Origin of the sequence: Pseudorhodoferax soli (assembly GCF_003337555.1) — a bacterium.
GTDB lineage: Bacteria > Pseudomonadota > Gammaproteobacteria > Burkholderiales > Burkholderiaceae_C > Pseudorhodoferax > Pseudorhodoferax soli.
In genome coordinates this window covers 17,018-37,131 of sequence record NZ_QPJK01000021.1, presented here as the reverse complement: position 1 = coordinate 37,131, position 20,114 = coordinate 17,018, and the positions used below count along the sequence as shown (strand labels likewise).

Sequence of the window (20,114 nt, the reverse complement as noted above, 5' to 3'; positions counted from 1 at the left end):
CCCGCGCGCCAGGCGCTGGCGGGCAAGCGCTTCTTGCACCGCACCGGCCCATCGCCGTGGATGCCGCGATCGGCGCAGGGCGGTCGGCCATGGCGTCGGCAGTGCGCGCTGGCCAGGCGGCTAGCGCGCGCCGGCCAACTGCCGGTCCACCGCCGCCAGGCAGGCCAGGATGTGCTGCGCCGCCTCGTCCAGGCGCGGCCCCGGCCGCACCAGCACGTCGAAGCGCGGCTCCGCAATGCGGCAGGCGCGCCCCTCGCGCACGGCGCGCATCGCATGCCAGCCGGGGCGCGCCTGCAGCGGTGGCGCGCCCGGCATGTCGTGCACGATCAGCAGATCGGGGTCGGCGCGCAGCGCGTACTCGGGCCCGAGCTTGGGAAAGGCGCCGAGCTGGGCCGGCACCACGTTGCGCAGGCCCAGCCGCGCCAGCGTCTCGCCGATGAACGAGGCCTCGCCGGCCGCGGCCACGCCGCCGTGCAGCTCGAAGTACACGCGCTTGCCCTGCCAGTGCGCCGGCAGCTGCCCGCGCAGCGCCTCGAGCCGCGCGTCCGTGCGCGCCCACAGCGCCTCGCCCGCGCCGGGGCGGCCGATGGCCTGGGCCACGGTTTCCATGTTGCGGCGCATGTCGGCATGCGACCGGGCGTCCAGCGCCAGCACGTTGAGGCCCAGTTCGCGCAGCCGCTCGGCCGCGCGGTTGCGCGGGCGCAGCAGCACGAGGTCGGGGCGGGTGGCGACGATGCGCTCGATGTCGGCATCGGCCAGGCCGCCCAAGCGCGGCAGCCGCTGCACGCTCGCGGGCCAGTCGGCGTAGCGGTCGATGCCGACCAGCCGGTCGCAGGCGTCGAGCGCGCAGAGCGTCTCGGTCAGCGAAGGCTGCAGCGAGACGATGCGCCAGGCCGTGGCCGGCGCGGCCGTTGGCGGGCGCGCCGGGGCATCGGCCGCGCAGGCCGGGGGCAGGCCGGGCCCGCCGTGCAACAGCAGTGCGGCCAGCAGCGCCGCCGGGCCGTGCGCGCGCATGCGCGGGGCAGCGCCTTCAGGCGGCAGCGTGCAGCCGCGCCGTGAACAAGCGGCCGCGCGTGAGGCCGGCCAGGGCCTTGGCGCCCCACAGCACGCCCAGGTCGACCAGCGGCTCCAGCAGCACCACGCCCAGGTAGGCCGCGCCGAAGCGGCCGACCTCGGCCAGCGTCTCGGCGCCCACGCCATGGCCATACAGCGCCCAGAACGCGACCCACAGCACGATGCCGCCCTGGTAGGTGAGCGACAGCGCGAGTGCCTGGCGGTACCGGATGTCCACGTAGGCCGTGCGCGCCGGGATGATGCGCCGTGCCAGCTGGTGGATGGCATAGAGCGGCACCAGCAGCGTGGTCACGTTCATGCCGTACTGCGGCAGGTCGGCCGGCGCGAAGAACAGGCCCTGGGCCAGCAGCCCCGCCGCCAGGCCGATGGCCGTGGCACCGGCGCCGAACAGCAGCAGCAGCGTGGAGCCGAGGACGAGGTGCACCTCGGACACGCCCACCGGCTCGTGCGGGAAGACCTCGAAGAAGCAGAACACCGCCAGGCTGGTCAGCGGGCTGCGCGCCAGCAGCGCCGGCCACCCGCCGCGGCGCGCATCGGCGCGCGCATCCTGGCGCGCCATCCAGGCGGTGAGGCCGAAGGCGGCGGTGGCGGTGGCGTAGCTCAGGACGATCTTGGCGCCGTCGACGACGCCGGGTTCGATGTGCATGCGGGTTTCCTTTGGGAGGCTGGACAGGCGGTGGCGCGGCGCCGGTGCACGGCGTGCGCCGCGCAGGTCGGCGCGGCGTGGTGCAGTGGCGGGGCAGGAGCGTGGCGGCGCGGCATCGTCAAGGGCAGGGCCGGACCGCTTGCTGCGACAGCAACGCCCGGTCGCTGCGCGCGTGCGCCAGGCGGCCGAGCGCCGCTGCCTGCACCCCGCAGACGGCTGGCTTTCGCATGCTGGGCATGCACGAACGCGCCAGGCCGGTCTCCGGGCTCGCAAGGGGCAGAGGGAGGCCCTGCCAGCGCCGCGTCTTCCCAGGCCCGTCGCGCATCTGCTGTGGCAGACCACGTGCGAACCCAGTGACGGCCCGCCTGGCAGGATGGTCCTGCCAGAGAGGCGATCGGCGTTGTCGCTTGCTTACCGTTGCGGGGGCAGCCGGGGCCTGGGCCGCCGCCTCATCGTGGCTGCAGCCTTCACCCCGTTCCCGTTTACTCCACATGCAGGGCATGCGGACACCTGTCGCACGGATGCCCGCGGAACGTGGTTCCGAGGGCGGGCGCAGTATAGCCAGCGTCCCTGCAGCACCGTGGCCCGGGCGCGCCCGCCCTGGGTCAATTTGCCCCACTGGTGGCCGAAGGCCGCAGCGCGCCGGCCGACTTATGATCGCCGCCCATGCAATCGCTGCGCCGCTCCACGCTGCTGGCCCGCCTCGTTCTGGCGTGGTTCGTGTTGGCCATGGGCGTGGCGGTCGCGTCGCCCCTGGTGCAGCCCCAGGCCATGGAGCTGGTCTGCACGGCCAGCGGCGGCGTGAAGCTGGTGGCACTCGGCGATGGTGGCGCCAAGGACGGTGCCGCCGTGCACCACACGCTGGACTGCCCCATGTGCCTGGCGGCCACCTTGCCAGCGGCACCGTACCCGGCTCCCTGCGCCGCGCCGCAGCCGCTGGCGCATGCCCTGCAGCCCTCGGTGGCTGCGCACATCGCGGCGCTGGTCGGCGCGCCGCTGCCGCCACGCGGCCCACCCTCCCTGGTCTGAGTTCGCGCCGCGACGCTTCACGCCCGCAAGGGCGTGCGCCGGCGCTCCTTACTGTGCAGTGCCGCCGCGTTCGCCGATGGCCTGCGCGATTGCAGACCCTGTTCCTTCGAGGTTGTGCCGTGCACCACGCATTCCGATCGACCCGCCGCCGCGCATTGCGGCAGCTCACCTGGGCCATGGCGGCCGCCACCGCGCCCGCGGCCTGGGCCCAGGCGCAGGCCGAGCCCGGCAGCGCCTTGCCCGCAGTGGTGGTGCGCGAATCCGCCGTGCCCCAGATCCTGCGCGCCGGCAGCCTGGCGACGGGCACCAGCGCCTCGACCATGGACACGCCGTTCTCGGCCTCCAGCCTGCCCGTGGACGTGCTGCGCGCCCAGGGCGGCACGACGCTGCAGGAGGCGCTGCGCAACATTCCCGGCGTGCAGGCCGATTCCGGCTTCAATGGCGCGCACAGCCAGTTCTTCACGCTGCGCGGCGCCATCATGGACAGCGCGACCGGCTCCAGCCGCATCCTGCGCGACGGCGTGCGGCTGTCCAACTACCCCTTCGCCGCGGCCTTCGTCGAATCCATCGACGTGCTGCGCGGGCCGGGCGCGGCACTGGGCGTGCGCAGCGAACCCGGCGGCACCGTCAACCTCGTGACCAAGCAGCCGCGGCTGGCGGACTTCGGCTCGGTCAGCGCGGGCGTCGGCAACGCCGGCGCACTGGCCTGGTCTGCCGACATCAACCGCGTGCTGAACGCCGAGCAGGAGCTGGCGGCCCGGCTGGTGCTCACGCGGTCCCATGCCAGCGAATGGCGGCACGTGCCCGACCAGCTGGAAGGCCTCAAGCTCGGCATCGCCAAGAGCGACGGCGCGCGCTACCACCTGCGCGCCGGGGCCGAGCTGATCCGCCAGCGCTACCAGCCCGACTACGGCATCCCATCGCTGGGCGACCGCCCCGTGGACGTGCCGCGCGACCGCCAGTTCGGCGAACCGGGCCAGGACTCGACCACGGACACGCGCATCCTCGACCTGCACGGCGATGTGGCGCTGGGTGCCGACACGCGGCTGGCCGTGGACCTCACGCACCTGCGGGCCGACGCCACCTCGGTGAAGAGCTTCCTGATTGGCAACCCGCTCCCCGTTTCGCCGGCCACGCCAGCCGGCACCTGGGCCCGCAGCGCCTCGGTGGAGCCCGGCACGGACCGGCGCATCGATGCGGCGGCGGTGTCGCTGAGCAGCCGGCAGGCGACGGGCGCGGCGCGGCACCAGCTGTTCTTCGGGCTGGACTACTACCGCGAGACGCTCGACCAGCCCTCGCTGACCGTGCCCACATCGGCCAGCGCGCCCATCGACGTGTTCGACCCGGTCTACGGCCGCGTCGCCATCCCGGCCTGGAGCAGCCTCGCGGCCGGTGCCCTGACCACACAGAACCTCAGGAGCCTGGCCGCCTCGGTGCAGGACCAGATCGACCTGGGCGCCTGGACCTTCGTGGCAGGCCTGCGCTATGCGCAGCAGGACTTCCTCTACGGCACGGCCGGTACGCGCGCCGTGCACGAGGCCGTGTTCTCGCCCAAGCTCGGCCTGCTGCACCGGCTCTCGGAGAGCGACAGCCTGTACGCCAACTGGGCCAAGGGCATGGCGCCGAACCAGGTGGCGTCGTCGTCCAGCCAGTCGCTGCCGTCGCGCCGCACGCGCCAGGTCGAAGTCGGCTGGAAGTCGCTGTGGCGGGGCGGCGTGCTGGCATCCGACGTGGCGCTGTTCCAGCTGGACCAGCGCAACATGATCTCGGCCGACCAGAGCACCCCGCTGAACGCCTTCGACTTCACGGTCGACGGGACGGGGCGCTCGCGCGGCCTGGAGGCCTCGCTGACGGGCCAGCTCGGCGAGCGCCTCAGCGTGCGGGCCGCCTACGCCTACACCCGCGCCGTGGTGCTGGCCAATGCGCTGTTGGCCGGCAAGACCACGCCCAACGTCGCGCCGCACGCGCTGAGCCTGTGGGGCGAATACCGATGGGCCAGCACCTCGGACGTGCAGTGGCGCACCGGTGCCGGCATCTATGCCCAGAGCGCGCGCTACGCCGACCGCGCCAACACGGTGGTGCTGCCGGGCTACGCGCGCCTGGACCTCACGCAGTCCTGGAAGAAGCCGCTGGGCGCCGGCCAGGCCGTGGAGCTGCAGCTGGCGCTGCGCAACGTGACTGGCAAGGCCTACCACGTGTCCAGCCACCTGCACGTGGCGCGCTGGATCACGCCGGCGCAGGGGCGCCATGCGCAGCTGTCGGCGCTGTACACCTTTTGACGCGGAGCACCACCATGCACCTGAACGACCTGCACCTCCACCGCCGCCGCCTGCTCGTGGCGGGCAGCGCCGCGCTGGCCAGCCTGTTGACGGCCTGCCAGCCTGGTACGCCGGCCTGGCACGGCATCGACATCTCGGGCGCCGACTACGGGCGCGACTTCAGCTTGAAGGATCCGGATGGCCGCACCCGCACGCTGGCAGACTTCAAGGGCCAGGCGGTCCTGCTGTTCTTCGGCTTCACGCAGTGCCCCGATGTCTGCCCGACCGCGCTGGCCCGCGCGGCACAGGCCAAGGCCCTGCTCGGCGCGCAGGGCGGGCGGCTGCAGGTGGTCTTCGTCACGGTCGACCCCGAGCGCGACACGCCCGATGTGTTGAAGGCCTACACCACGGCCTTCGACGAGAGCTTCCTGGGCCTGTATGGTTCGCCGGAGGAGACCGCAGCACTCGCGCGGGACTTCAAGGCCTACTACAAGAAGGTGCCGACCGGCGCCTCCTACACCATGGACCACACGGCGTTGAGCTATGTCTACGATCCCGCCGGCAAGCTGCGCGTGGTCTTGAAGCACGACCAGACCGCCGAGCAGTACGCGCAGGACCTGCGCCGGCTGCTGGCCTGACCCCCACCACCATCCACAGGAGAGCTTCCATGAACAACACATTGCGCACCATCCTCGCCGCCACGCTGCTCGCCGCCGGCGCCGCGCAGGCCCAGGTCACCGTGCAGGACGCCTGGGTGCGCGCCACCGTGCCGCAGCAAAAGGGCACGGGCGCCTTCATGCAGCTGCGCTCGGCCAAGGACGTGCGCCTGGTGTCTGCCAGCTCACCGAGCGCGCCCATCGTCGAGGTGCACGAGATGGCGCTGCAGGACAACGTGATGCGCATGCGCCATGTGCCCGGCCTGGAGCTGCCGGCCGGCAAGACCGTGGAACTCAAGCCTGGCGGCTACCACGTGATGCTGATGGACCTGCCCGCGCAGGTGAAGGCCGGCGACACCGTGCCGCTGACGCTGGTGTTCGAGGGCAAGGACGGCCAGCGCGAATCGGTGCAGGTGCAGGCGCCCGTGCGCGCGGTCAACGCCAGCGCCGCGCCGGCACAGCACAAGCACTGATCCGCGGCGATCGGGCCGGGGGGCGGCGCGCCGGCGCTCCGGTCAGCCGGGCGCCGCGGATGGCGCCTGCTCCGGCGCCTGGACCTGGGCCTGCACCTGCGCGCGCAGCCAGCGGCTGGCCGCGCTGGCGTGGCTGCGCTCGTGCCAGAGCTGGTAGAAGCGCATGGGCGGCAGTTCGGCCGGCGCGGGCGCCATCACCAGCGGCAGGCGCGCCGCGTAGTGCGCAGCGAAGCGCCTGGCCGTCGTGAAGACCAGGTCGCTGTCCAGCAGCGCATAGGGCGCCAGGTTGAATTCGGGCACGGTGGCGACGATCTGGCGCTGGTAGCCCGTCTTGGCCAGCTCGCCGTCGATGGGTCCGGTGCGCGGCTGCGCGCCCGTGTGCGGCGCCAGGTGGCGCATGCGCAGGTAGCGCGCGAGCGGGATGCGGCGCTCCTGCGCGAGCGGGTGGCCGCGCCGCATCAGGCAGACGATGTCGTCGGTGAACAGCGCGGCCATGCGCAGGTCCTCGCGCGGGCGCGGGTCGTTGTTGATGACCAGGTCCACGCTGCCTTCGTCCAGGGCCTGGGCCAGGTCGAAGGCCGCGTCGGCCGGCCGCACATGGGCGGCGATGCGCGGGCCGGCGCCGACCAGCCGCGCCACGACGCCAGGCAGGAAATCGGGCGGCAGGCAGTCGGAGCAGACGATGTGGAAGGCGCGCTCGGCCCGCGCCGGGTCGAAGCTGCCGCCGGCTTCCAGCCGCGCGGCCTGCGCCATGATCTCGCGCAAAGGCTCGCGCAGGGTCTGGGCGCGCTCGGTCAGCACCATGCGCGCGCCGCTGCGCACCAGCAGCGGGTCGGCCAGCACCTCGCGCAGGCGCTGCAGCTTGCGGCTCACGGCCGGCTGGGCCTGGCCGCTCGCCTCGGCCACCCGCGTGATGCTGCGCTCGGCCAGCAGCAGGGCCAGCAGGCGCAGGTCGGCGAGGCTCAGTGAATGCAGGTCGTCGGGCATGGGCTGGCCATGGTAGCCGGCCGCACGGCCACGGCCTGCTGCCCCGCGGCCCCGCGCGGCCGGTCGGCCAGGGAGCCCTGTGGATCCGCTGCCTGCCTCAAGCCGGCATGTCGCGCGTGACGACGTGCGGGTAGTTCTCGAAGGTGCGCTTCATCGCCTCACGCAGCCAGACGATGGCCGGGTCGTGGTGGAAGCGCGGATGCCAGTGCTGGTTGAGCTGGAAGTCCGGAATCGCGACCGGAGGATCGAAGATCCGCACCGCGCCGAGCTGGTGGAAGGTGTCCGCCAACTGCCGGGGCACCGTCGCAAGCAGGTCAGGCTGGCGGTCCATCAGCAAAGGAACCGCGAGGAAGTGCGGCGTCAGCAGCGCCACCTTGCGTTGGATGCCTTGCTCTTCCAGCACCTTGTCGTAGCTCTCCGCGGTGCGGCCCGTGAGCGTCACCACGATGTGCCGCATGCTCTCGAACTGCGCGCGGGTCAGCTTGGTGCCGAGTTCGCGGTTGCGCGTGCTGGCGATGGTCACGAACGAGTGCAGGAACAAGCGTTGCTGGTACAGGCCTTCTGGCGCCGACCGGATGGAGCCCACCGCCAGATCTGCCTCACCGGATGCCAGCAGGCCTTCGATCTGTTCGGTCGGCACCTGCATCGTGCGCAGGGAACAGCCTGGCGCGTCGTGCTTGAACCGCTCCAGCAGCGGTGGCAAGAAGACCAGTTCACCCATGTCGGTCATGCACAGCGTGAAGGTTCTGCGGGCCTGTTTGGGCTCGAAGCGCGCGCCCGCAAGGATCTGCTGGCGCACCAGCGACATGACTTCGACGACGGCGGTCCGCAGCGCCTCGGCTTTCAAGGTCGGCTCCATCCTGGCGGCCACCTTCACGAACAGCGGGTCGTCGTAGAACGCGCGCAGCCGGTTCAGCGCATGGCTGGTGGCGCTCTGCGTCATGCCCAGCGCCTGCGCTGCCTTGGTGACATTGCGTTCGCGCAGCAGGGCATCGAACACGGTCAGCAGGTTCAGGTCCAGCCCATCTTCATGCATGGCGCTCATTGTAGGAATGAGCATCATGCGATTGATACATGCAAACCCAGGGGCCAAACTTGTCCCCACGCCGCAACTCAGACGGCACAACGACAAGGAGACGCCCCATGTTCATCAAGAACACCTGGTATGTGGCCGCCTGGGACAAGGAGGTCGGCACCGACGGCCTGTTTGCCCGCACCATCATCGGTGTGCCGGTTTTGATGTACCGCAAGCAGGACGGCGAGATCGTCGCCCTGGAAGACCGCTGCTGCCACCGCGGCGCGCCGTTGTCGGTCGGGCGGCGCGAAGGCGACTGCGTTCGGTGCCTGTACCACGGGCTGAAGTTCGACGCGACTGGCCAGTGCGTCGAGGCGCCCGCGCAACCCCGCATTCCGCCGCAGGCCAGGGTGCGCACGTTTCCCGTCGTGCAGCGCCACCGCTGGATCTGGATCTGGATGGGCGACCAGGACCAGGCCGACCCTGCGCTCATCGCCGACACGCCGTGGCTCGACGATCCAGGCTGGCGCAGCGAGGACGGCTACATCCACTACGACGTCAACTACCTGCTGATCTGCGACAACCTGCTGGATTTTTCGCACCTGCCCTTCGTGCACCCCACGACCCTGGGCGGCGGGGCCGACTATGCAGCCAGCCAGCCCAAGGTCGAGCGGCTCGACAACGGCGTCAGGATCACGCGCTGGGCCTTGGACACCGATCCGCCGCCGTTCGCTACGGCGGTCAAGGACTGGGGCGGCAAGGTCGACCGCTGGAACATCTACAACTTCACCGTGCCGGCCATCTTGCTGATGGATTCGGGCATGGCCCCGACGGGGCAGGGAGCCCAGCAGGGCGAGCGAGAAGGCGCCATCGAATTCCGCGGATGCCAGGCCATCACACCGGAGACGGAGCATTCGACCCACTACTTTTTCGCGCACCCACACAACTTCGCGATCGACCAGCCGCAGGTGACGCGGTCAATCCACCAGGCGGTGGTCGATGCGTTCGAGGAAGACCGCGAGATCATCACGGCGCAGCACCGCAGTCTGTCGCTGGCACCGGACTTCAAGATGGTGGCCTTCGGCATCGATGCAGCGTTGAACCAGTTCCGCTGGATCGTCGCGCGCCGCCTGGAGCAGGAGGCGGCGGCCACTCGGGCGGTGATCCCGGTGGTCGCCGTGCAAACACCGGCCGCGCCCGCCGTCAGGGTGTAAGCCATGCAGCTCATCGTGTCGCGCCTCACGCAGGAGGCGCAGGATGTGCTCGGCCTGGAGTTGCGCGCGCCGGACGGCGCGGCGCTGCCGGCCTTCACCGCAGGCGCCCATGTGGACCTGCACTTGCCCGGCGCGATCTGCCGTCAGTACTCGCTCGCCAACTCGCCGTTGGAGCGCGACCGGTACGTGCTGGGGGTGGGCCTGGCGCCCGCATCCCGCGGCGGATCGGCGTACGTGCACCAACGGTTGGCCGTCGGCGACGTCGTCGAAGTCGGTGCGCCGCGGGCCTTGTTCGGCCTCGCCCCGTACGCTTCGGAACATCTCTTCGTGGCCGGCGGCATCGGCATCACGCCGATCCTGAGCATGGTCCTGTGGTGTGAGGCCCACGGTCACCCGTGGCGGCTGCTGTACTGCGTGCGCACCCGCGCCCGCGCCGCCTACGCCTGGACATTGGCGCGCCATGGCGACCGGGTCGCGCTGCACGTCGACCAGGAGACGGATGGCGTGCCACCCGATCTGGCCGGCTGGCTCCAACGGACGCCGCCAGGTGCCCATGTGTACTGCTGCGGTCCGGAAGGTTTGATGAGCGCGGTAGGCGTGGCCGCGGCTGGCGTTGGCGTGCTCCGGTCGGCGACACATTTCGAGCGCTTCGCGGCGCCTGCGTCGCCCGTGTCGGCACAACCCGCCGGCAGTTTCAACGTGCTGCTGCGCCGCAGTGGCAGGACGCTCAGCGTGCAGCCCGGGCAGAGCCTGCTGGAGGCCCTGGAAGAGGCGAGCGTCAGCGTCCCCTTCTCGTGCCGCGAAGGCATGTGCCGCAGCTGCGAAGTGCCGCTGCTGGCCGGCGAAGCCGAGCACCGCGACTTTGTCCTCAGCGACGAAGAGCGCGATGCCCACCGCAGCATCCTGCCCTGCGTCTCGCGCGCCCGCTCCGCGGAGTTGGTGCTGGACCTTTGATTCCCCCTCTCGAATCGCAACCCCACAGGAGACAACGATGTTGAAGATGCTTGCGTGCGTTGGTGCGGCCATGACGTTGGCCTTGCCCGCCATGGCCCAGGAACCGTTCCCTTCTCGGCCTGTCCGGATCGTCGTGCCCTATGCGGCCGGCGGCGCCACGGATTTCGTGGCGCGCACGGTCGGCGAGCGGCTGTCCAAGGCGCTGGGGCAGGCAGTGCTGGTCGACAACAAGACCGGCGCAGCGGGGGCCATCGGCGCAGGCGAAGTGGCCCGGTCCAAGCCGGATGGATACACCTTGCTGATGACCATCACCGACACGCAGATCAACAACACGGCCCTCTACAAGGTCCTGGCGTACGACCCGCGCAAGGACTTCATCGGCATCGCGCAGGTGGTCCGGAGCCCGGCGCTGATCTCCACGCATCCGGGCACCGGCATCCAGTCCATCGCCGATCTCCAAGCCAGGGTGGCCAAGGGTGACGCGCGGCTCAGCTATGGCTCCTGGGGCGTCGGTGGTCTGGGGCATCTCGCGGGCGAGACCCTCAACCGGAACCTGAAGGCCGGCATGGTCCATGTGCCCCAGCGCGGCGAGGGGCCTGTGGTGACGGATCTTCTTTCGGGCACCATCGACATTGGACTGTCTTCGGTGGCCAGCGCGATGCAGCACGTGCCCACCGGCAAGGTGGTGCCCTTGGCGGTGCTGGGCCGACAGCGTTCCACGACCTTGCCGCAGGTGCCCACCATGGCCGAGCTGGGGTTCAAGGATGCGCTCTACGATTCGAACGTCTGGATTGCGTTGCTGGCGCCGGCCAGGACGCCGCAAGCGACCACGGACCGGCTGGCGAAGGAGGTCCATGCCATCGTGGGCGCAGCGGATGTCAGGAACCTGTTCGTGGGACGCGGGTTCGAGATGCTGAACACCACGCCCGCGCAGTTCGCCGCCGGCTACGCGGCGGAGTTCGACATCATCACCCAGCGCATCCGCGAGTTGGGCATCGAGGCGCAGTGAGGGCCGTGGGGCAGGGCCGGCGAGGCGGGTGGGCCGCTCAGTGCAGCGACGACAGGAACTGCTTCAGCTCGGGGGTCTGCGGGTTGGCGAACAGCTCGTTCGGCGGCCCCATCTCGTGCACGCGGCCCTGGTGCATGAAGATCAGCCGGTCGCTGACCTTGCGTGCGAAGTTCATCTCGTGCGTGACCATGAGCAGCGTCATGCCTTCCTCGGCCAGGCTCTCGACCACGCGCAGCACCTCGCCCACGAGCTCGGGGTCCAGCGCGCTGGTGATCTCGTCGCACAGCAGCACGGCCGGCTCCATGGCCAGCGCGCGCGCGATCGCCACGCGCTGCTGCTGGCCGCCCGAGAGCTGGTCGGGCCAGGCGTCGAACTTCTCGGCCAAGCCCACGCGGGCCAGCAGCTTTTTCGCCTGCTCGGCACCGGCGGCGGCGTCCTTCTTCTTGACCAAGCTGGGCGCAAGCATCACGTTCTTGCCGACGGTCAGGTGCGGGAACAGGTTGAAGCTCTGGAAGATCATGCCCACGCGCTGGCGCAGTGTGCGCATGGCGTTGGCGTCGTCGTGCAGCAGCGGCTTGCCGTCCACGGTGAGGCTGCCGCTCTGGAACACCTCCAGCCCGTTGATGCAGCGCAGGAGGGTGCTCTTGCCCGAGCCGCTCTTGCCGATGATGGCGATGACCTCGCCGGGCTGCACCTGCAGGTCGATGCCTTTCAAGACCTCGTTGGCCCCGTAGGACTTGCGCAGGCCGTTGATCTGGACGATGGGCGCCGATGTGGCCTCAGGCATGGCGGACATGGAGTTTCCTCTCTAGGGTTTTGGCGTACAGGCTGATCGGGAAGCACAGCACGAAGTACAGCAGCGCCACGCAGCTGTAGACCACGAAGGGCTTGAAGGTGGCGTTGGTGATCATGGTGCCGGCCTTGGTGAGCTCGATGAAGCCGATCACCGAGGCCAGCGCCGTGCCCTTGACCACCTGCACGAGAAAGCCGACGGTGGGCGGCACGGCGATCTTGATGGCCTGCGGCAGCACCACATGGCGCAGCTTCTCGCCGAACGACAGCGCCAGGCTGTCGGCAGCCTCCCACTGGCCCTTGGGGATGGCGGCCACGCAGCCGCGCCAGATCTCCGCGAGGAAGGCGCTGGTGTACAGCGTGAGCGCGACGGATGCCGCGACCCAGGCCGAGGTCTGGATGCCGAACAGCGCGATGCCGAAGTAGGCGAGGAACAGCTGCATGAGCAGCGGCGTGCCCTGGAACACCTGCACGTAGCCGGCGACGAGAGGCTCCACGCCGCGCCGGCCCGACAGGCGCGCGACCAGCAGGCCGAGGCCCATCAAGCCGCCGCCGACGAAGGCGATGAGCGAGAGCACCACTGTCCAGCGCAGCGCCAGCAGCAGGTTGCGCAGGATGTCCCACAAGGTGAAGTCGACCATGGCGCTACCTTCCGTAGATGAACTTCGGGCCGGCCCAGTTCAGCAGCCGGCGCAGCGCCATGGCCAGCAACAGGTACAGCACCGTGGCGATGATGAAGGCCTCGAACGCGCGGAAATTGCGGCTCTGGATCAGGTTGGCGGCGTAGCTCAGTTCGGGCGTGGAGATCTGCCCGCACACGGCCGAGCCCAGCATCACGATGATGGTCTGGCTGACCAGTGCCGGCCAGACCTTCTTGAGCGCAGGCGGCAGCACCACGCGCGTGAAGGTTTGCATGCGCGACAGCGCCAGGCTGGCGGCGGCCTCGATCTGCCCCTTGGGCGTGGCGTCGATGCCGGCGCGGATGATCTCGGTGGCGTAAGCCGACAGGTTGACCACCATGGCGATGACCGAGGCGGTTTCGGCGCTGAGCTTCACGCCAGCGGCCGGCAGGCCGAAGTAGATGAAGAACAGCTGCACGATGAAGGGGGTGTTGCGGATCAGCTCCACATAGGTGCCGACCACCCACTTGAGCCATGGGGCGCCGTGCGAGCGCACCCAGGCGAACACCACGCCCAGCGCCACGCCCAGCAGCGCGGAGATGGCCGTCAGGCCGATGGTCCAGAGCATCCCGGTGACCAGCAACGGCCACTGGGACAGCACGGCCCCGAAGTCGAATGCGATCCGCATGGCGCTGTTCTTCGCGCGGGCTTACTGGGGCAGGTCGCCGGCCGGGCGGCCGAGCCACTTCTGGGCCAGCTTGTCCAGGTCGCCGGCCTTCTTGCCTTCGATCAGGATCTCGTTGATCCGCAGGCGCAACTTGTCCTCGCCCTTGGCCACGCCGATGAAGTTGGGCGAGTCCTTGAGCAGCAACTTGTACTCGGTGCCCAGCTGCGGGTTCTTGGCCATCATGTTGCCGGCCACCGAGGCGCCCGTGGCGATCAGCTGCACCTGGCCCGCGACGAAGGAGGAGACGGTGGCGTTGTTGTCCTCGAAGCGCTTGATGTCGGCGCTGGCCGGGGCCAGCTTGGTCAGTTCCTGGTCTTCGATGGCGCCGCGCGTGACGCCCACGCTCTTGCCGCCCAGGTCGGCGAAGCTCTTGACGGCCATGGCCTTGGGTGCGAACACGGCCTGGAAGAAGGGCGAGTAGGCCACCGTGAAGTCGATCACCTTCTCGCGCTCGGGGTTCTTGCCCAGCGTGGAGATCACGAGCTCGGCCTTGCCGCTTTGCAGGTAGGGGATGCGGTTGGCGCTGGTCACGGGCGTGAGCTCGACCTTCACGCCGAGCTTGTCGGCGATGTAGCGCGCGGTGTCGATGTCCAGGCCCTGGGGCGCCATGTCTGTGCCGACGAAGCCGTAGGGCGGGAAATCGGTCGGAACCGCGATGGTGATCTTCTTGGATGCCATCACCTTGTCCAGTGCGTTCTGGGCATGGGCGCCGACGGCCACGCTGGCGAGAACGGCGAAGGCGGCAGTGGCGGCAAGGCGGCGGGTCAGGTGCTTCATAGCAGGGCTCCGAGGTAGGTGGATGGTTCGTCCGGCGCGCCGCCCGAAGCTGGTGCGTCGGGGCGGGCGGGCCGGCGTGGCGGGGTTCTTGTACGCAAGACTTGTGCCGCAGGGGCATCGACCGGGGCCAGCGCATCGCGCAGCTGGGCCAGCGGGTCGTTGTCCACGGGCAGGCGCAGCGCGTCGTGCACGGCGCCGATGTGCTGGTGCATCAGCGCCTCGGCGCTGGCGAAGTCGCCGCGCTCCAGTGCGGCGACGATCTGCACGTGGTCCTCGCACGAGGCCTCCGCGTTGTGGGGCGACTGGTAGAGCATGGCGATCAGCGTGGTGCGTGCCGTGTAGTCGCGCAGCGTGTCGGCCAAGAGCGAATTGCCCAGGCATTCGGCCAGGCACACATGGAAGTCGCCGAGCAGGAAGCTGCGCGCGCCCACGTCGCTGCCTTGCAGCGCGGCCTTCTCGCGCGCCAGGTGGGTCTTGAGCTTTTTCAGTGCGGGCTTGTGCACCGTGGTGAGGCTGCGGATCAGGCCGGTCTCGATCACGCGGCGGGCCGCGAAGGCCTCGCGCGCCTCGTCTTCGGAGGGCTCGATCACATACCAGCCGCGCCGCGCGCTGACGGTGACGATGCCGCGCGCCGCCAGCCGCGTGAGCGCCTCCCGCACCACGGTGCGGCTGCAGTCGAACAGCATGGCCAGCGGCTGCTCTCCCAGCCTGGCGCCGGGCGCGAGCTTTTGCGCCATGACGGCCTGGATGATGCGTTCGCTGATCTCGGATGCGGTGCTGGGCATGCACCTGCATCAGCAGGAAGCGTGCCCGCTGGTATGCAAGATGGATGCACCAGTCTGGCGCGATGGGCTGGTCAGCGGATCGGCAGCGCGTACTGCAGGCCGCCGTGGCTCCACAGCGCGTTGAGCCCGCGCGGCAGGCCCAGCGGGGAGTCCACGCCGACGTTGCGGGCGAAGATCTCGCCGTAGTTGCCGGTCGCGCGCAAGGCGTTGAGCAGCCAGTCGCGCTCCAGGCCGATCATCTTGCCGCTGTCGCCGCTGCGGCCCAGCATGCGCTGCACTTCGGCATTCGGGTTGCTCGCGGCCTGCTCGACCACGTTGGCGCGCGTCAGGCCATGCTCCTCCGCCGCGATCAGGCCCTGGATCACCCAGGTGACGACCAAGGCCCATGCGTCGTCGCCGCGGCGCACCAGGGGCCCCAGCGGCTCCTTGGAGATCAGCTCGGGCAGGATCAGGTGGTCGGCCGGCAGCGGTGTCTGCGTGCGCCGGATCACGGCCAGGCTGGTGGCGTCGGCCGAGATGGCGGCGCAGCGCCTGGCCAGGTAGGCCTCGGCGGCCTCCTTGAAGCGGGCGAAGCGCAGCAGCTTGAAGCCCATCTTCTGGGCGTCGGAGTACTCCTGCAGCGTTTGCTCGGAACTGCCCGTCGTCGTCACGCAGATCGGCTTGCCGCGCAGCTGGCGCGTGTTGCGCACCTTGCTGGCCGTCGGCACCATGAAGCCCTGGCCGTCGTAGTAGGTGACCACGGTGGCCTGCGCACCCATGCTGGTGTCGCGCGACATGGTGTAGCTGGCGGCGAAGGCGAGGATGTCGAAGCGTCCCTCGCGCAAGGCCGGCAGGCGTTCGTCCACCTGCAGGTGCACGAACTTCACCTTGTCGCCGCTGCCCAGCACCGCGGCCGCCACGGCGCGGCAGATGTCCACATCCATGCCTTCCCAGTGGCCGGGGGTGGTGCCCGGATGCGAGAAGCCCAGCATGCCGGGGCTGATGCCGCACAGCAGGGCATCGCGTGCGCGCACCGCCTCCAGCGTGGGGCCGGCCTGCGCGGCACCGACCGCCAGCACCAGCAGGGCTCCACCCGCCGCAAACCGACGCCAGGAGGCCATCACCGACCTTGTGCGGATCACGGCCATATGGCCCGCCGCAGCATTCTCGAAGTGCGCATATCTTGTGCCAATCCTTCCGGAAATTTGGTATTGGGCGCCAGCAAATACTAGCGCAGGACAGTGCATGCGGGACGAATGCCCCGGCCCGCCTGCATGCTGTCCGGTGTGCCTCCCGGCCTCCTAGAATGACCGGCTCCCCTCCGCACGTAACGACCCGCATGCACGTTGACGAAGGTTCCCGCGACCGCCCGCCCATGCTGCCGCCCTGGCTGGGCCAGGCCGTGGGCCCCGTGCTGGTCATCGTGCTGGTGCTGGCGCTGGCGGTGCTGGCGGTCGCCACCGACCACGTGCGCAGCCGCGAGCGCGCCCTGGTGGGGACACAGAACCTCGCGCGGCTCATCGAGGCGCAGCTCTCCGACAACTTCGACAAGATCGACATCTACCTGCAGCTGGTGGCATTGCGCCATGGGTCGGTGCTGCAGGGCGGCGGCGCCGACCCCGGCGGCACGGGGCTGCAGGTGCAGCCGCGCATGGCGCGGGTCGCGCTGGACGACGTTGCCATCGCCGATGCCGACGGTGCCGTGCGGCTGCGCACCGCGTCGCTGCCGGCGCCCCTGGCGCAGGTCGGCGCGCAGGAGTTCTTCCGGCGTGCCGTGGCCGAGCCGCGGGGCGCGCTGGTGGTGGTGGTCGGGCCGGTGCCAGGCGGGCCGGCGGGCGCGCAGGACGGTGCGTCCCGCATCGTGTTCGCCAGGGCGGTGCGCGATGCGCGCGGCACTTTGCGCGGCGTGGTGTTCGCCGGCATGTCCGGCGCGCAGTTCGACCAGCTGTTCGAGGGCATCGATTTCGGCGTGCACGGCGCCGCATCGCTGCGCACCGAGGATCTGCAGGCCGTGCACTACCACCCGGCGACGCAGGGCGCGCCCGCCGGCGTGTCCGATGGCCTGCGCCGGGCCGTCCGCGTGGCGCCGGCGCAGGGCTCGTACGAGGCCGCGGGAACGGTGGATGGCCACCAGCGCCTGAACGCCTACCGGCGCCTGCGCGACCACCCGTTCTACGTGGTGGTGGGGCAGTCCATGCAGGACGCCATGGCCGGCTGGCGTGCCAACACGCTGATGGTGGCGGCGCTGGCGGCACTGACCATCGTCCTCACGCTGTGGGCCTGGCTGATGCTGGTGCGCTCGTCGCGCCGCCAGCTGCGCGCGCTGCACAACCGCTTCGAGGCCATCGTGCAGAGTTCTTCGGACAGCATCGTCAGCAAGACGCTGCAGGGCCACATCACCACCTGGAACCGCGGCGCGCAGCAGATGTTCGGCTACACCGAGGCGGAGATGCGCGGGCAGTCGGCCGTGCGGCTGGCCCCGACCGACCGGCAAGGCGAGGACGCCGCGCTGATCGCCCGCGTGCGGCGCGGAGAAAGCCTGCAGGACTACGAGACCCAGCGCCTGCGCAAGGACGGCACCCTGATCGACGTGTCGATGGCGGTCTCACCGGTGCTCGACGCGCGCGGGCGCATCGCCGGCATCTCGGTCATCGCGCGCGACATCAGCCGCCACAAGGCGATGGAGGTGGAGATCCGCAGCATGGCCTTCAACGATCCGCTGACGCGGCTGCCCAACCGGCGCCTGCTGATGGACCGGCTGCGCCAGGCCCAGCTGTCCAGCAGCCGCCAGCGCAGCTACTTCGGCGTGCTGTTCATCGACCTGGACGGCTTCAAGCGCATCAACGACAGCTTCGGCCACGAGGCCGGCGACCAGATGCTGATCGAGGTCGGCCGGCGGCTGCAGGCTGCCGTGCGCCAGCACGACACGGTGGCGCGGCTGGGCGGCGACGAGTTCGTGGTGCTGCTCGAAGAGCTGGGCGTGGACGAGAAGACCGCGGCCGACCATGTGAACACGGTGGCCGACAAGATCCTGGACGCGATCGAGCGCAACTACCACCTGCGCGGCGAGACGCACCGCTGCTCGGCCAGCATCGGCATCCGCCTGCTGGTGGGCAGCCAGGAGAGCCCCGAGCAGGTGCTCATGGACGCCGATGCCGCCATGTACAGCGTCAAGCGCCAGCGCCGCGCGCTCAGGACCTTCGCCTTCGAATGAACAGGGAGACCACCATGGCCCACGGGCACGACGACCACCACCACCATCACCACGACGGCGACGCGCAGGCGCGCTGGAAGCACGACGGCGTGCGCGTGGTGCCCGGCAACCAGCTGGACGCCAACACCGCGCAGACCCCCGGCATGGACCGCAAGGCCGCGATCAATTTCGCGCGCGTGGGCGCCAGCAAGCTGTGGGCCGGCACCGTGACCATCCATCCCGACGCCAAGACCGGGGCCCACCACCACGGCCACCTGGAGAGCGTGATCTACGTGGTGCGCGGCCGCGCGCGCATGCGTTGGGGCGAGCAGCTCGAGTTCACGGCCGAGGCCGGGCCGGGCGACTTCATCTACGTGCCACCCTATGTGCCGCACCAGGAGATCAACGCCAGCGCCACCGAGGCGCTGGAGTGCGTGCTGTGCCGCAGCGACGGCGAGGCCGTGGCCGTCAACCTGGACATCGCGCCCGTGGAGAAGCCCGACACGGTGCTGTGGGTGGACCCGACGCACCCGCACGGCGGGGTGTGATCCCGGCGCCGATCCGCCCCGCCGATCAGCCCGGCTAATGGCGGATGTGATCGGCGCCGCAGGCCACCGCGCCCCGGTCTTCGCTCGCACAATCCCGCCACACGAAATCGCGGGAGGGCGGGCATGAAAGTGGTGGTCTTGGGCAGTGGCGTGATCGGCACGACGGCGGCCTTCTATCTGGCGCGCGAGGGGCACGAGGTCACCGTCGTCGACCGCCAGCCGGCCCCAGCGATGGAGACCAGCTTCGCCAATGCGGGCGAGGTCTCGCCTGGCTACTCCGCGCCGTGGGCCGGGCCGGGGGTGCCGGTCAAGGCCATCAAGTGGCTGCTGATGCACCACAGCCCGCTGGTCATCCAGCCGCTGCTGAGCCCGGCCATGTGGCGCTGGGGTGCCTCGATGCTGCGCAACTGCACCGCCGAGCGCTACCGCATCAACAAGGCGCGCATGGTGCGCGTGGCCGAGTACAGCCGCGACTGCCTGCAGGCCCTGCGTGCCGAGACCGGCATCGCCTACGACGAGCGCAGCCAGGGCACGCTGCAGCTGTTCCGCGAGCAGAAGCAGCTGGACGGCACGGCCAGCGACATCGCGGTGCTGAAGCAGTACGGCGTGCCCTACGAGGTGCTGGACATGGACGGCTGCGTGCGCCACGAGCCCGCGCTGCAGGCCGTGCGCCAGAAGTTCGTCGGCGGCATGCGCCTGCCCGGCGACGAGACCGGCGACTGCTTCCTGTTCACGCAGCGTCTGGCCCAGCTGGCCGAGGGGCTGGGTGTGCAGTTCCGCCACGGCGTCACCATCCGCGGCGTGGACCATGCCGGTGGCGACATCACCGGCGTGCGCACCGATGCGGGCCTGCTGCAGGCCGACCGCTACCTCGTCGCACTGGGCAGCTACTCGCCGTTGCTGCTCGAGCCGCTCGGCCTGCGCCTGCCGGTGTATCCGGTCAAGGGCTACTCGCTCACGCTGCCGATCACGGACGCCAGCGGCGCACCGGAATCCACGGTCATGGACGAAACCCACAAGGTCGCCGTCACGCGGCTGGGCGACCGCATCCGCGTGGGCGGCACGGCCGAACTGGGCGGTTTCGACCTGAGCCTGAAGCCCGGGCGCCGGCGCACGCTGGACCACGTGGTCAGCGACCTGTTTCCCCGGGGCGGCGACCTGTCGCAGGCGAAGTTCTGGTGCGGCCTGCGGCCGATGACGCCGGACGGCACGCCCATCCTGGGGCCGACGCGCTATCCGAAGCTCTGGCTGTCCACCGGCCACGGCACGCTGGGCTGGACCATGGCGGCCGGCACGGGGAGGCTCATGGCCGACTGGATGGCGGGCCGCAAGCCGGCCATCGACACCGAAGGCCTGGGCCTGGCGCGCTACTGACGGC

General features: G+C 70.5%; 20 protein-coding genes and 1 riboswitch. Of the genes, 10 read left to right on the top strand and 10 right to left on the bottom strand.

The features are described from left to right. Positions 1-120: 120 nt before the first annotated feature. Both DES41_RS37510 and DES41_RS37505 read right to left on the bottom strand, forming a co-directional pair. Complete coding sequence (locus DES41_RS37510) at positions 121-1,014, bottom strand: ABC transporter substrate-binding protein (protein ID WP_114472784.1); 894 nt, start codon at positions 1,012-1,014, stop codon at positions 121-123. Between the two features lie 16 nt (positions 1,015-1,030). Continuing rightward, positions 1,031-1,720, bottom strand: a complete 690-nt coding sequence (locus DES41_RS37505; protein ID WP_114472783.1) for an energy-coupling factor ABC transporter permease — start codon at positions 1,718-1,720, stop codon at positions 1,031-1,033. A 235-nt stretch (positions 1,721-1,955) separates the two neighbouring features. Next, a riboswitch (cobalamin riboswitch) is annotated at positions 1,956-2,249 on the bottom strand. A gap of 137 nt (positions 2,250-2,386) precedes the next feature. Between DES41_RS37505 and DES41_RS37500 the strand changes: the two genes are divergently transcribed. The 4 genes from DES41_RS37500 (at position 2,387) to DES41_RS37485 (ending at position 6,136) form a co-directional block, all read left to right on the top strand. Next, positions 2,387-2,749: a DUF2946 family protein gene (locus DES41_RS37500; RefSeq protein ID WP_114472782.1), complete on the top strand. Its 363-nt coding sequence runs from the start codon at positions 2,387-2,389 to the stop codon at positions 2,747-2,749. A 119-nt stretch (positions 2,750-2,868) separates the two neighbouring features. Further along, a complete protein-coding gene (locus DES41_RS37495; RefSeq protein WP_245966068.1) occupies positions 2,869-5,028 on the top strand; it encodes a TonB-dependent receptor in 2,160 nt (719 codons plus the stop codon). A gap of 14 nt (positions 5,029-5,042) precedes the next feature. Next, on the top strand, positions 5,043-5,645 hold the full coding sequence (locus tag DES41_RS37490; RefSeq protein WP_114472781.1) for an SCO family protein: 603 nt from the start codon (positions 5,043-5,045) through the stop codon (positions 5,643-5,645). A gap of 29 nt (positions 5,646-5,674) precedes the next feature. Then, on the top strand, positions 5,675-6,136 hold the full coding sequence (locus tag DES41_RS37485) for a copper chaperone PCu(A)C (RefSeq protein ID WP_114472780.1): 462 nt from the start codon (positions 5,675-5,677) through the stop codon (positions 6,134-6,136). Between the two features lie 42 nt (positions 6,137-6,178). On the opposite strand, the gene DES41_RS37480 is transcribed toward DES41_RS37485, so the two are convergent. Next, on the bottom strand, positions 6,179-7,123 hold the full coding sequence (locus DES41_RS37480) for a LysR family transcriptional regulator (RefSeq protein WP_114472779.1): 945 nt from the start codon (positions 7,121-7,123) through the stop codon (positions 6,179-6,181). 97 nt (positions 7,124-7,220) lie between these two features. Next, complete coding sequence (locus DES41_RS37475; protein WP_342769705.1) at positions 7,221-8,216, bottom strand: LysR family transcriptional regulator; 996 nt, start codon at positions 8,214-8,216, stop codon at positions 7,221-7,223. A 50-nt stretch (positions 8,217-8,266) separates the two neighbouring features. On the opposite strand from DES41_RS37475, the gene DES41_RS37470 reads away from it, so the two are divergent. Genes DES41_RS37470 through DES41_RS37460 form a run of 3 tightly spaced genes read left to right on the top strand, consistent with a single transcriptional unit; the run spans position 8,267 to position 11,315 of the window. Further along, positions 8,267-9,352, top strand: coding sequence for an aromatic ring-hydroxylating dioxygenase subunit alpha (locus DES41_RS37470; protein ID WP_114472777.1), 1,086 nt, complete (start codon positions 8,267-8,269; stop codon positions 9,350-9,352). A 3-nt stretch (positions 9,353-9,355) separates the two neighbouring features. Then, entirely contained in the window at positions 9,356-10,306 is a 951-nt protein-coding gene (locus DES41_RS37465) for a PDR/VanB family oxidoreductase (protein WP_114472776.1), read from the top strand. 37 nt (positions 10,307-10,343) lie between these two features. Continuing rightward, positions 10,344-11,315 (top strand): Bug family tripartite tricarboxylate transporter substrate binding protein, encoded by a 972-nt coding sequence (locus DES41_RS37460; RefSeq protein ID WP_114472775.1) that lies wholly within the window; start codon positions 10,344-10,346, stop codon positions 11,313-11,315. A gap of 37 nt (positions 11,316-11,352) precedes the next feature. Here DES41_RS37460 and DES41_RS37455 read toward each other — a convergent pair whose 3' ends face one another. From DES41_RS37455 to DES41_RS37430, 6 genes are all read right to left on the bottom strand, one after another. Next, complete coding sequence (locus DES41_RS37455; RefSeq protein WP_114472774.1) at positions 11,353-12,111, bottom strand: amino acid ABC transporter ATP-binding protein; 759 nt, start codon at positions 12,109-12,111, stop codon at positions 11,353-11,355. Next, positions 12,095-12,748, bottom strand: a complete 654-nt coding sequence (locus tag DES41_RS37450) for an amino acid ABC transporter permease (protein WP_114472773.1) — start codon at positions 12,746-12,748, stop codon at positions 12,095-12,097. Before DES41_RS37450 ends, DES41_RS37455 begins: the two co-directional genes overlap by 17 nt. 4 nt (positions 12,749-12,752) lie before the next feature. After that, the gene (locus tag DES41_RS37445; RefSeq protein WP_114472772.1) at positions 12,753-13,415 is read right to left on the bottom strand and encodes an amino acid ABC transporter permease; all 663 of its coding nucleotides are present in this window, start codon (positions 13,413-13,415) and stop codon (positions 12,753-12,755) included. 21 nt (positions 13,416-13,436) lie between these two features. Then, positions 13,437-14,231, bottom strand: a complete 795-nt coding sequence (locus DES41_RS37440) for a transporter substrate-binding domain-containing protein (RefSeq protein WP_114472771.1) — start codon at positions 14,229-14,231, stop codon at positions 13,437-13,439. Then, positions 14,228-15,016, bottom strand: a complete 789-nt coding sequence (locus DES41_RS37435) for a GntR family transcriptional regulator (RefSeq protein WP_114472770.1) — start codon at positions 15,014-15,016, stop codon at positions 14,228-14,230. The genes DES41_RS37440 and DES41_RS37435 overlap by 4 nt, the downstream gene beginning before the upstream one ends. 71 nt (positions 15,017-15,087) lie before the next feature. After that, positions 15,088-16,116: an amino acid ABC transporter substrate-binding protein gene (locus tag DES41_RS37430; protein WP_114472794.1), complete on the bottom strand. Its 1,029-nt coding sequence runs from the start codon at positions 16,114-16,116 to the stop codon at positions 15,088-15,090. A 218-nt stretch (positions 16,117-16,334) separates the two neighbouring features. Here DES41_RS37430 and DES41_RS37425 point away from each other — a divergent pair, with 218 nt between their 5' ends. From DES41_RS37425 to DES41_RS37415, 3 genes are all read left to right on the top strand, one after another. Further along, positions 16,335-18,209, top strand: a complete 1,875-nt coding sequence (locus DES41_RS37425; protein ID WP_170168419.1) for a diguanylate cyclase domain-containing protein — start codon at positions 16,335-16,337, stop codon at positions 18,207-18,209. Between the two features lie 14 nt (positions 18,210-18,223). Further along, the gene (locus tag DES41_RS37420; protein WP_114472793.1) at positions 18,224-18,736 is read left to right on the top strand and encodes a cupin domain-containing protein; all 513 of its coding nucleotides are present in this window, start codon (positions 18,224-18,226) and stop codon (positions 18,734-18,736) included. Positions 18,737-18,859: 123 nt separating this feature from the next. Beyond that, positions 18,860-20,110 carry a D-amino acid dehydrogenase gene (locus DES41_RS37415; protein WP_114472768.1) on the top strand — a complete coding sequence of 417 codons (1,251 nt, stop codon included), beginning with the start codon at positions 18,860-18,862 and terminating at the stop codon, positions 20,108-20,110. The last annotated feature ends 4 nt before the right edge of the window (positions 20,111-20,114 follow it).

What these genes read in the sequence shown, in the direction of transcription:
- DES41_RS37415 (WP_114472768.1), top strand. Translation starts at nt 18,860, where the DNA reads ATGAAAGTGGTGGTCTTGGGCAGTGGCGTGATCGGCACGACGGCGGCC.
- DES41_RS37455 (WP_114472774.1), bottom strand. Translation starts at nt 12,111, where the DNA reads ATGTCCGCCATGCCTGAGGCCACATCGGCGCCCATCGTCCAGATCAAC.
- DES41_RS37485 (WP_114472780.1), top strand. Translation starts at nt 5,675, where the DNA reads ATGAACAACACATTGCGCACCATCCTCGCCGCCACGCTGCTCGCCGCC.
- DES41_RS37500 (WP_114472782.1), top strand. Translation starts at nt 2,387, where the DNA reads ATGCAATCGCTGCGCCGCTCCACGCTGCTGGCCCGCCTCGTTCTGGCG.
- DES41_RS37425 (WP_170168419.1), top strand. Translation starts at nt 16,335, where the DNA reads ATGCACGTTGACGAAGGTTCCCGCGACCGCCCGCCCATGCTGCCGCCC.
- DES41_RS37470 (WP_114472777.1), top strand. Translation starts at nt 8,267, where the DNA reads ATGTTCATCAAGAACACCTGGTATGTGGCCGCCTGGGACAAGGAGGTC.
- DES41_RS37440 (WP_114472771.1), bottom strand. Translation starts at nt 14,231, where the DNA reads ATGAAGCACCTGACCCGCCGCCTTGCCGCCACTGCCGCCTTCGCCGTT.
- DES41_RS37420 (WP_114472793.1), top strand. Translation starts at nt 18,224, where the DNA reads ATGGCCCACGGGCACGACGACCACCACCACCATCACCACGACGGCGAC.
- DES41_RS37460 (WP_114472775.1), top strand. Translation starts at nt 10,344, where the DNA reads ATGTTGAAGATGCTTGCGTGCGTTGGTGCGGCCATGACGTTGGCCTTG.
- DES41_RS37445 (WP_114472772.1), bottom strand. Translation starts at nt 13,415, where the DNA reads ATGCGGATCGCATTCGACTTCGGGGCCGTGCTGTCCCAGTGGCCGTTG.
- DES41_RS37510 (WP_114472784.1), bottom strand. Translation starts at nt 1,014, where the DNA reads ATGCGCGCGCACGGCCCGGCGGCGCTGCTGGCCGCACTGCTGTTGCAC.
- DES41_RS37430 (WP_114472794.1), bottom strand. Translation starts at nt 16,116, where the DNA reads ATGGCCTCCTGGCGTCGGTTTGCGGCGGGTGGAGCCCTGCTGGTGCTG.
- DES41_RS37490 (WP_114472781.1), top strand. Translation starts at nt 5,043, where the DNA reads ATGCACCTGAACGACCTGCACCTCCACCGCCGCCGCCTGCTCGTGGCG.
- DES41_RS37480 (WP_114472779.1), bottom strand. Translation starts at nt 7,123, where the DNA reads ATGCCCGACGACCTGCATTCACTGAGCCTCGCCGACCTGCGCCTGCTG.
- DES41_RS37465 (WP_114472776.1), top strand. Translation starts at nt 9,356, where the DNA reads ATGCAGCTCATCGTGTCGCGCCTCACGCAGGAGGCGCAGGATGTGCTC.
- DES41_RS37450 (WP_114472773.1), bottom strand. Translation starts at nt 12,748, where the DNA reads ATGGTCGACTTCACCTTGTGGGACATCCTGCGCAACCTGCTGCTGGCG.
- DES41_RS37435 (WP_114472770.1), bottom strand. Translation starts at nt 15,016, where the DNA reads ATGCCCAGCACCGCATCCGAGATCAGCGAACGCATCATCCAGGCCGTC.
- DES41_RS37505 (WP_114472783.1), bottom strand. Translation starts at nt 1,720, where the DNA reads ATGCACATCGAACCCGGCGTCGTCGACGGCGCCAAGATCGTCCTGAGC.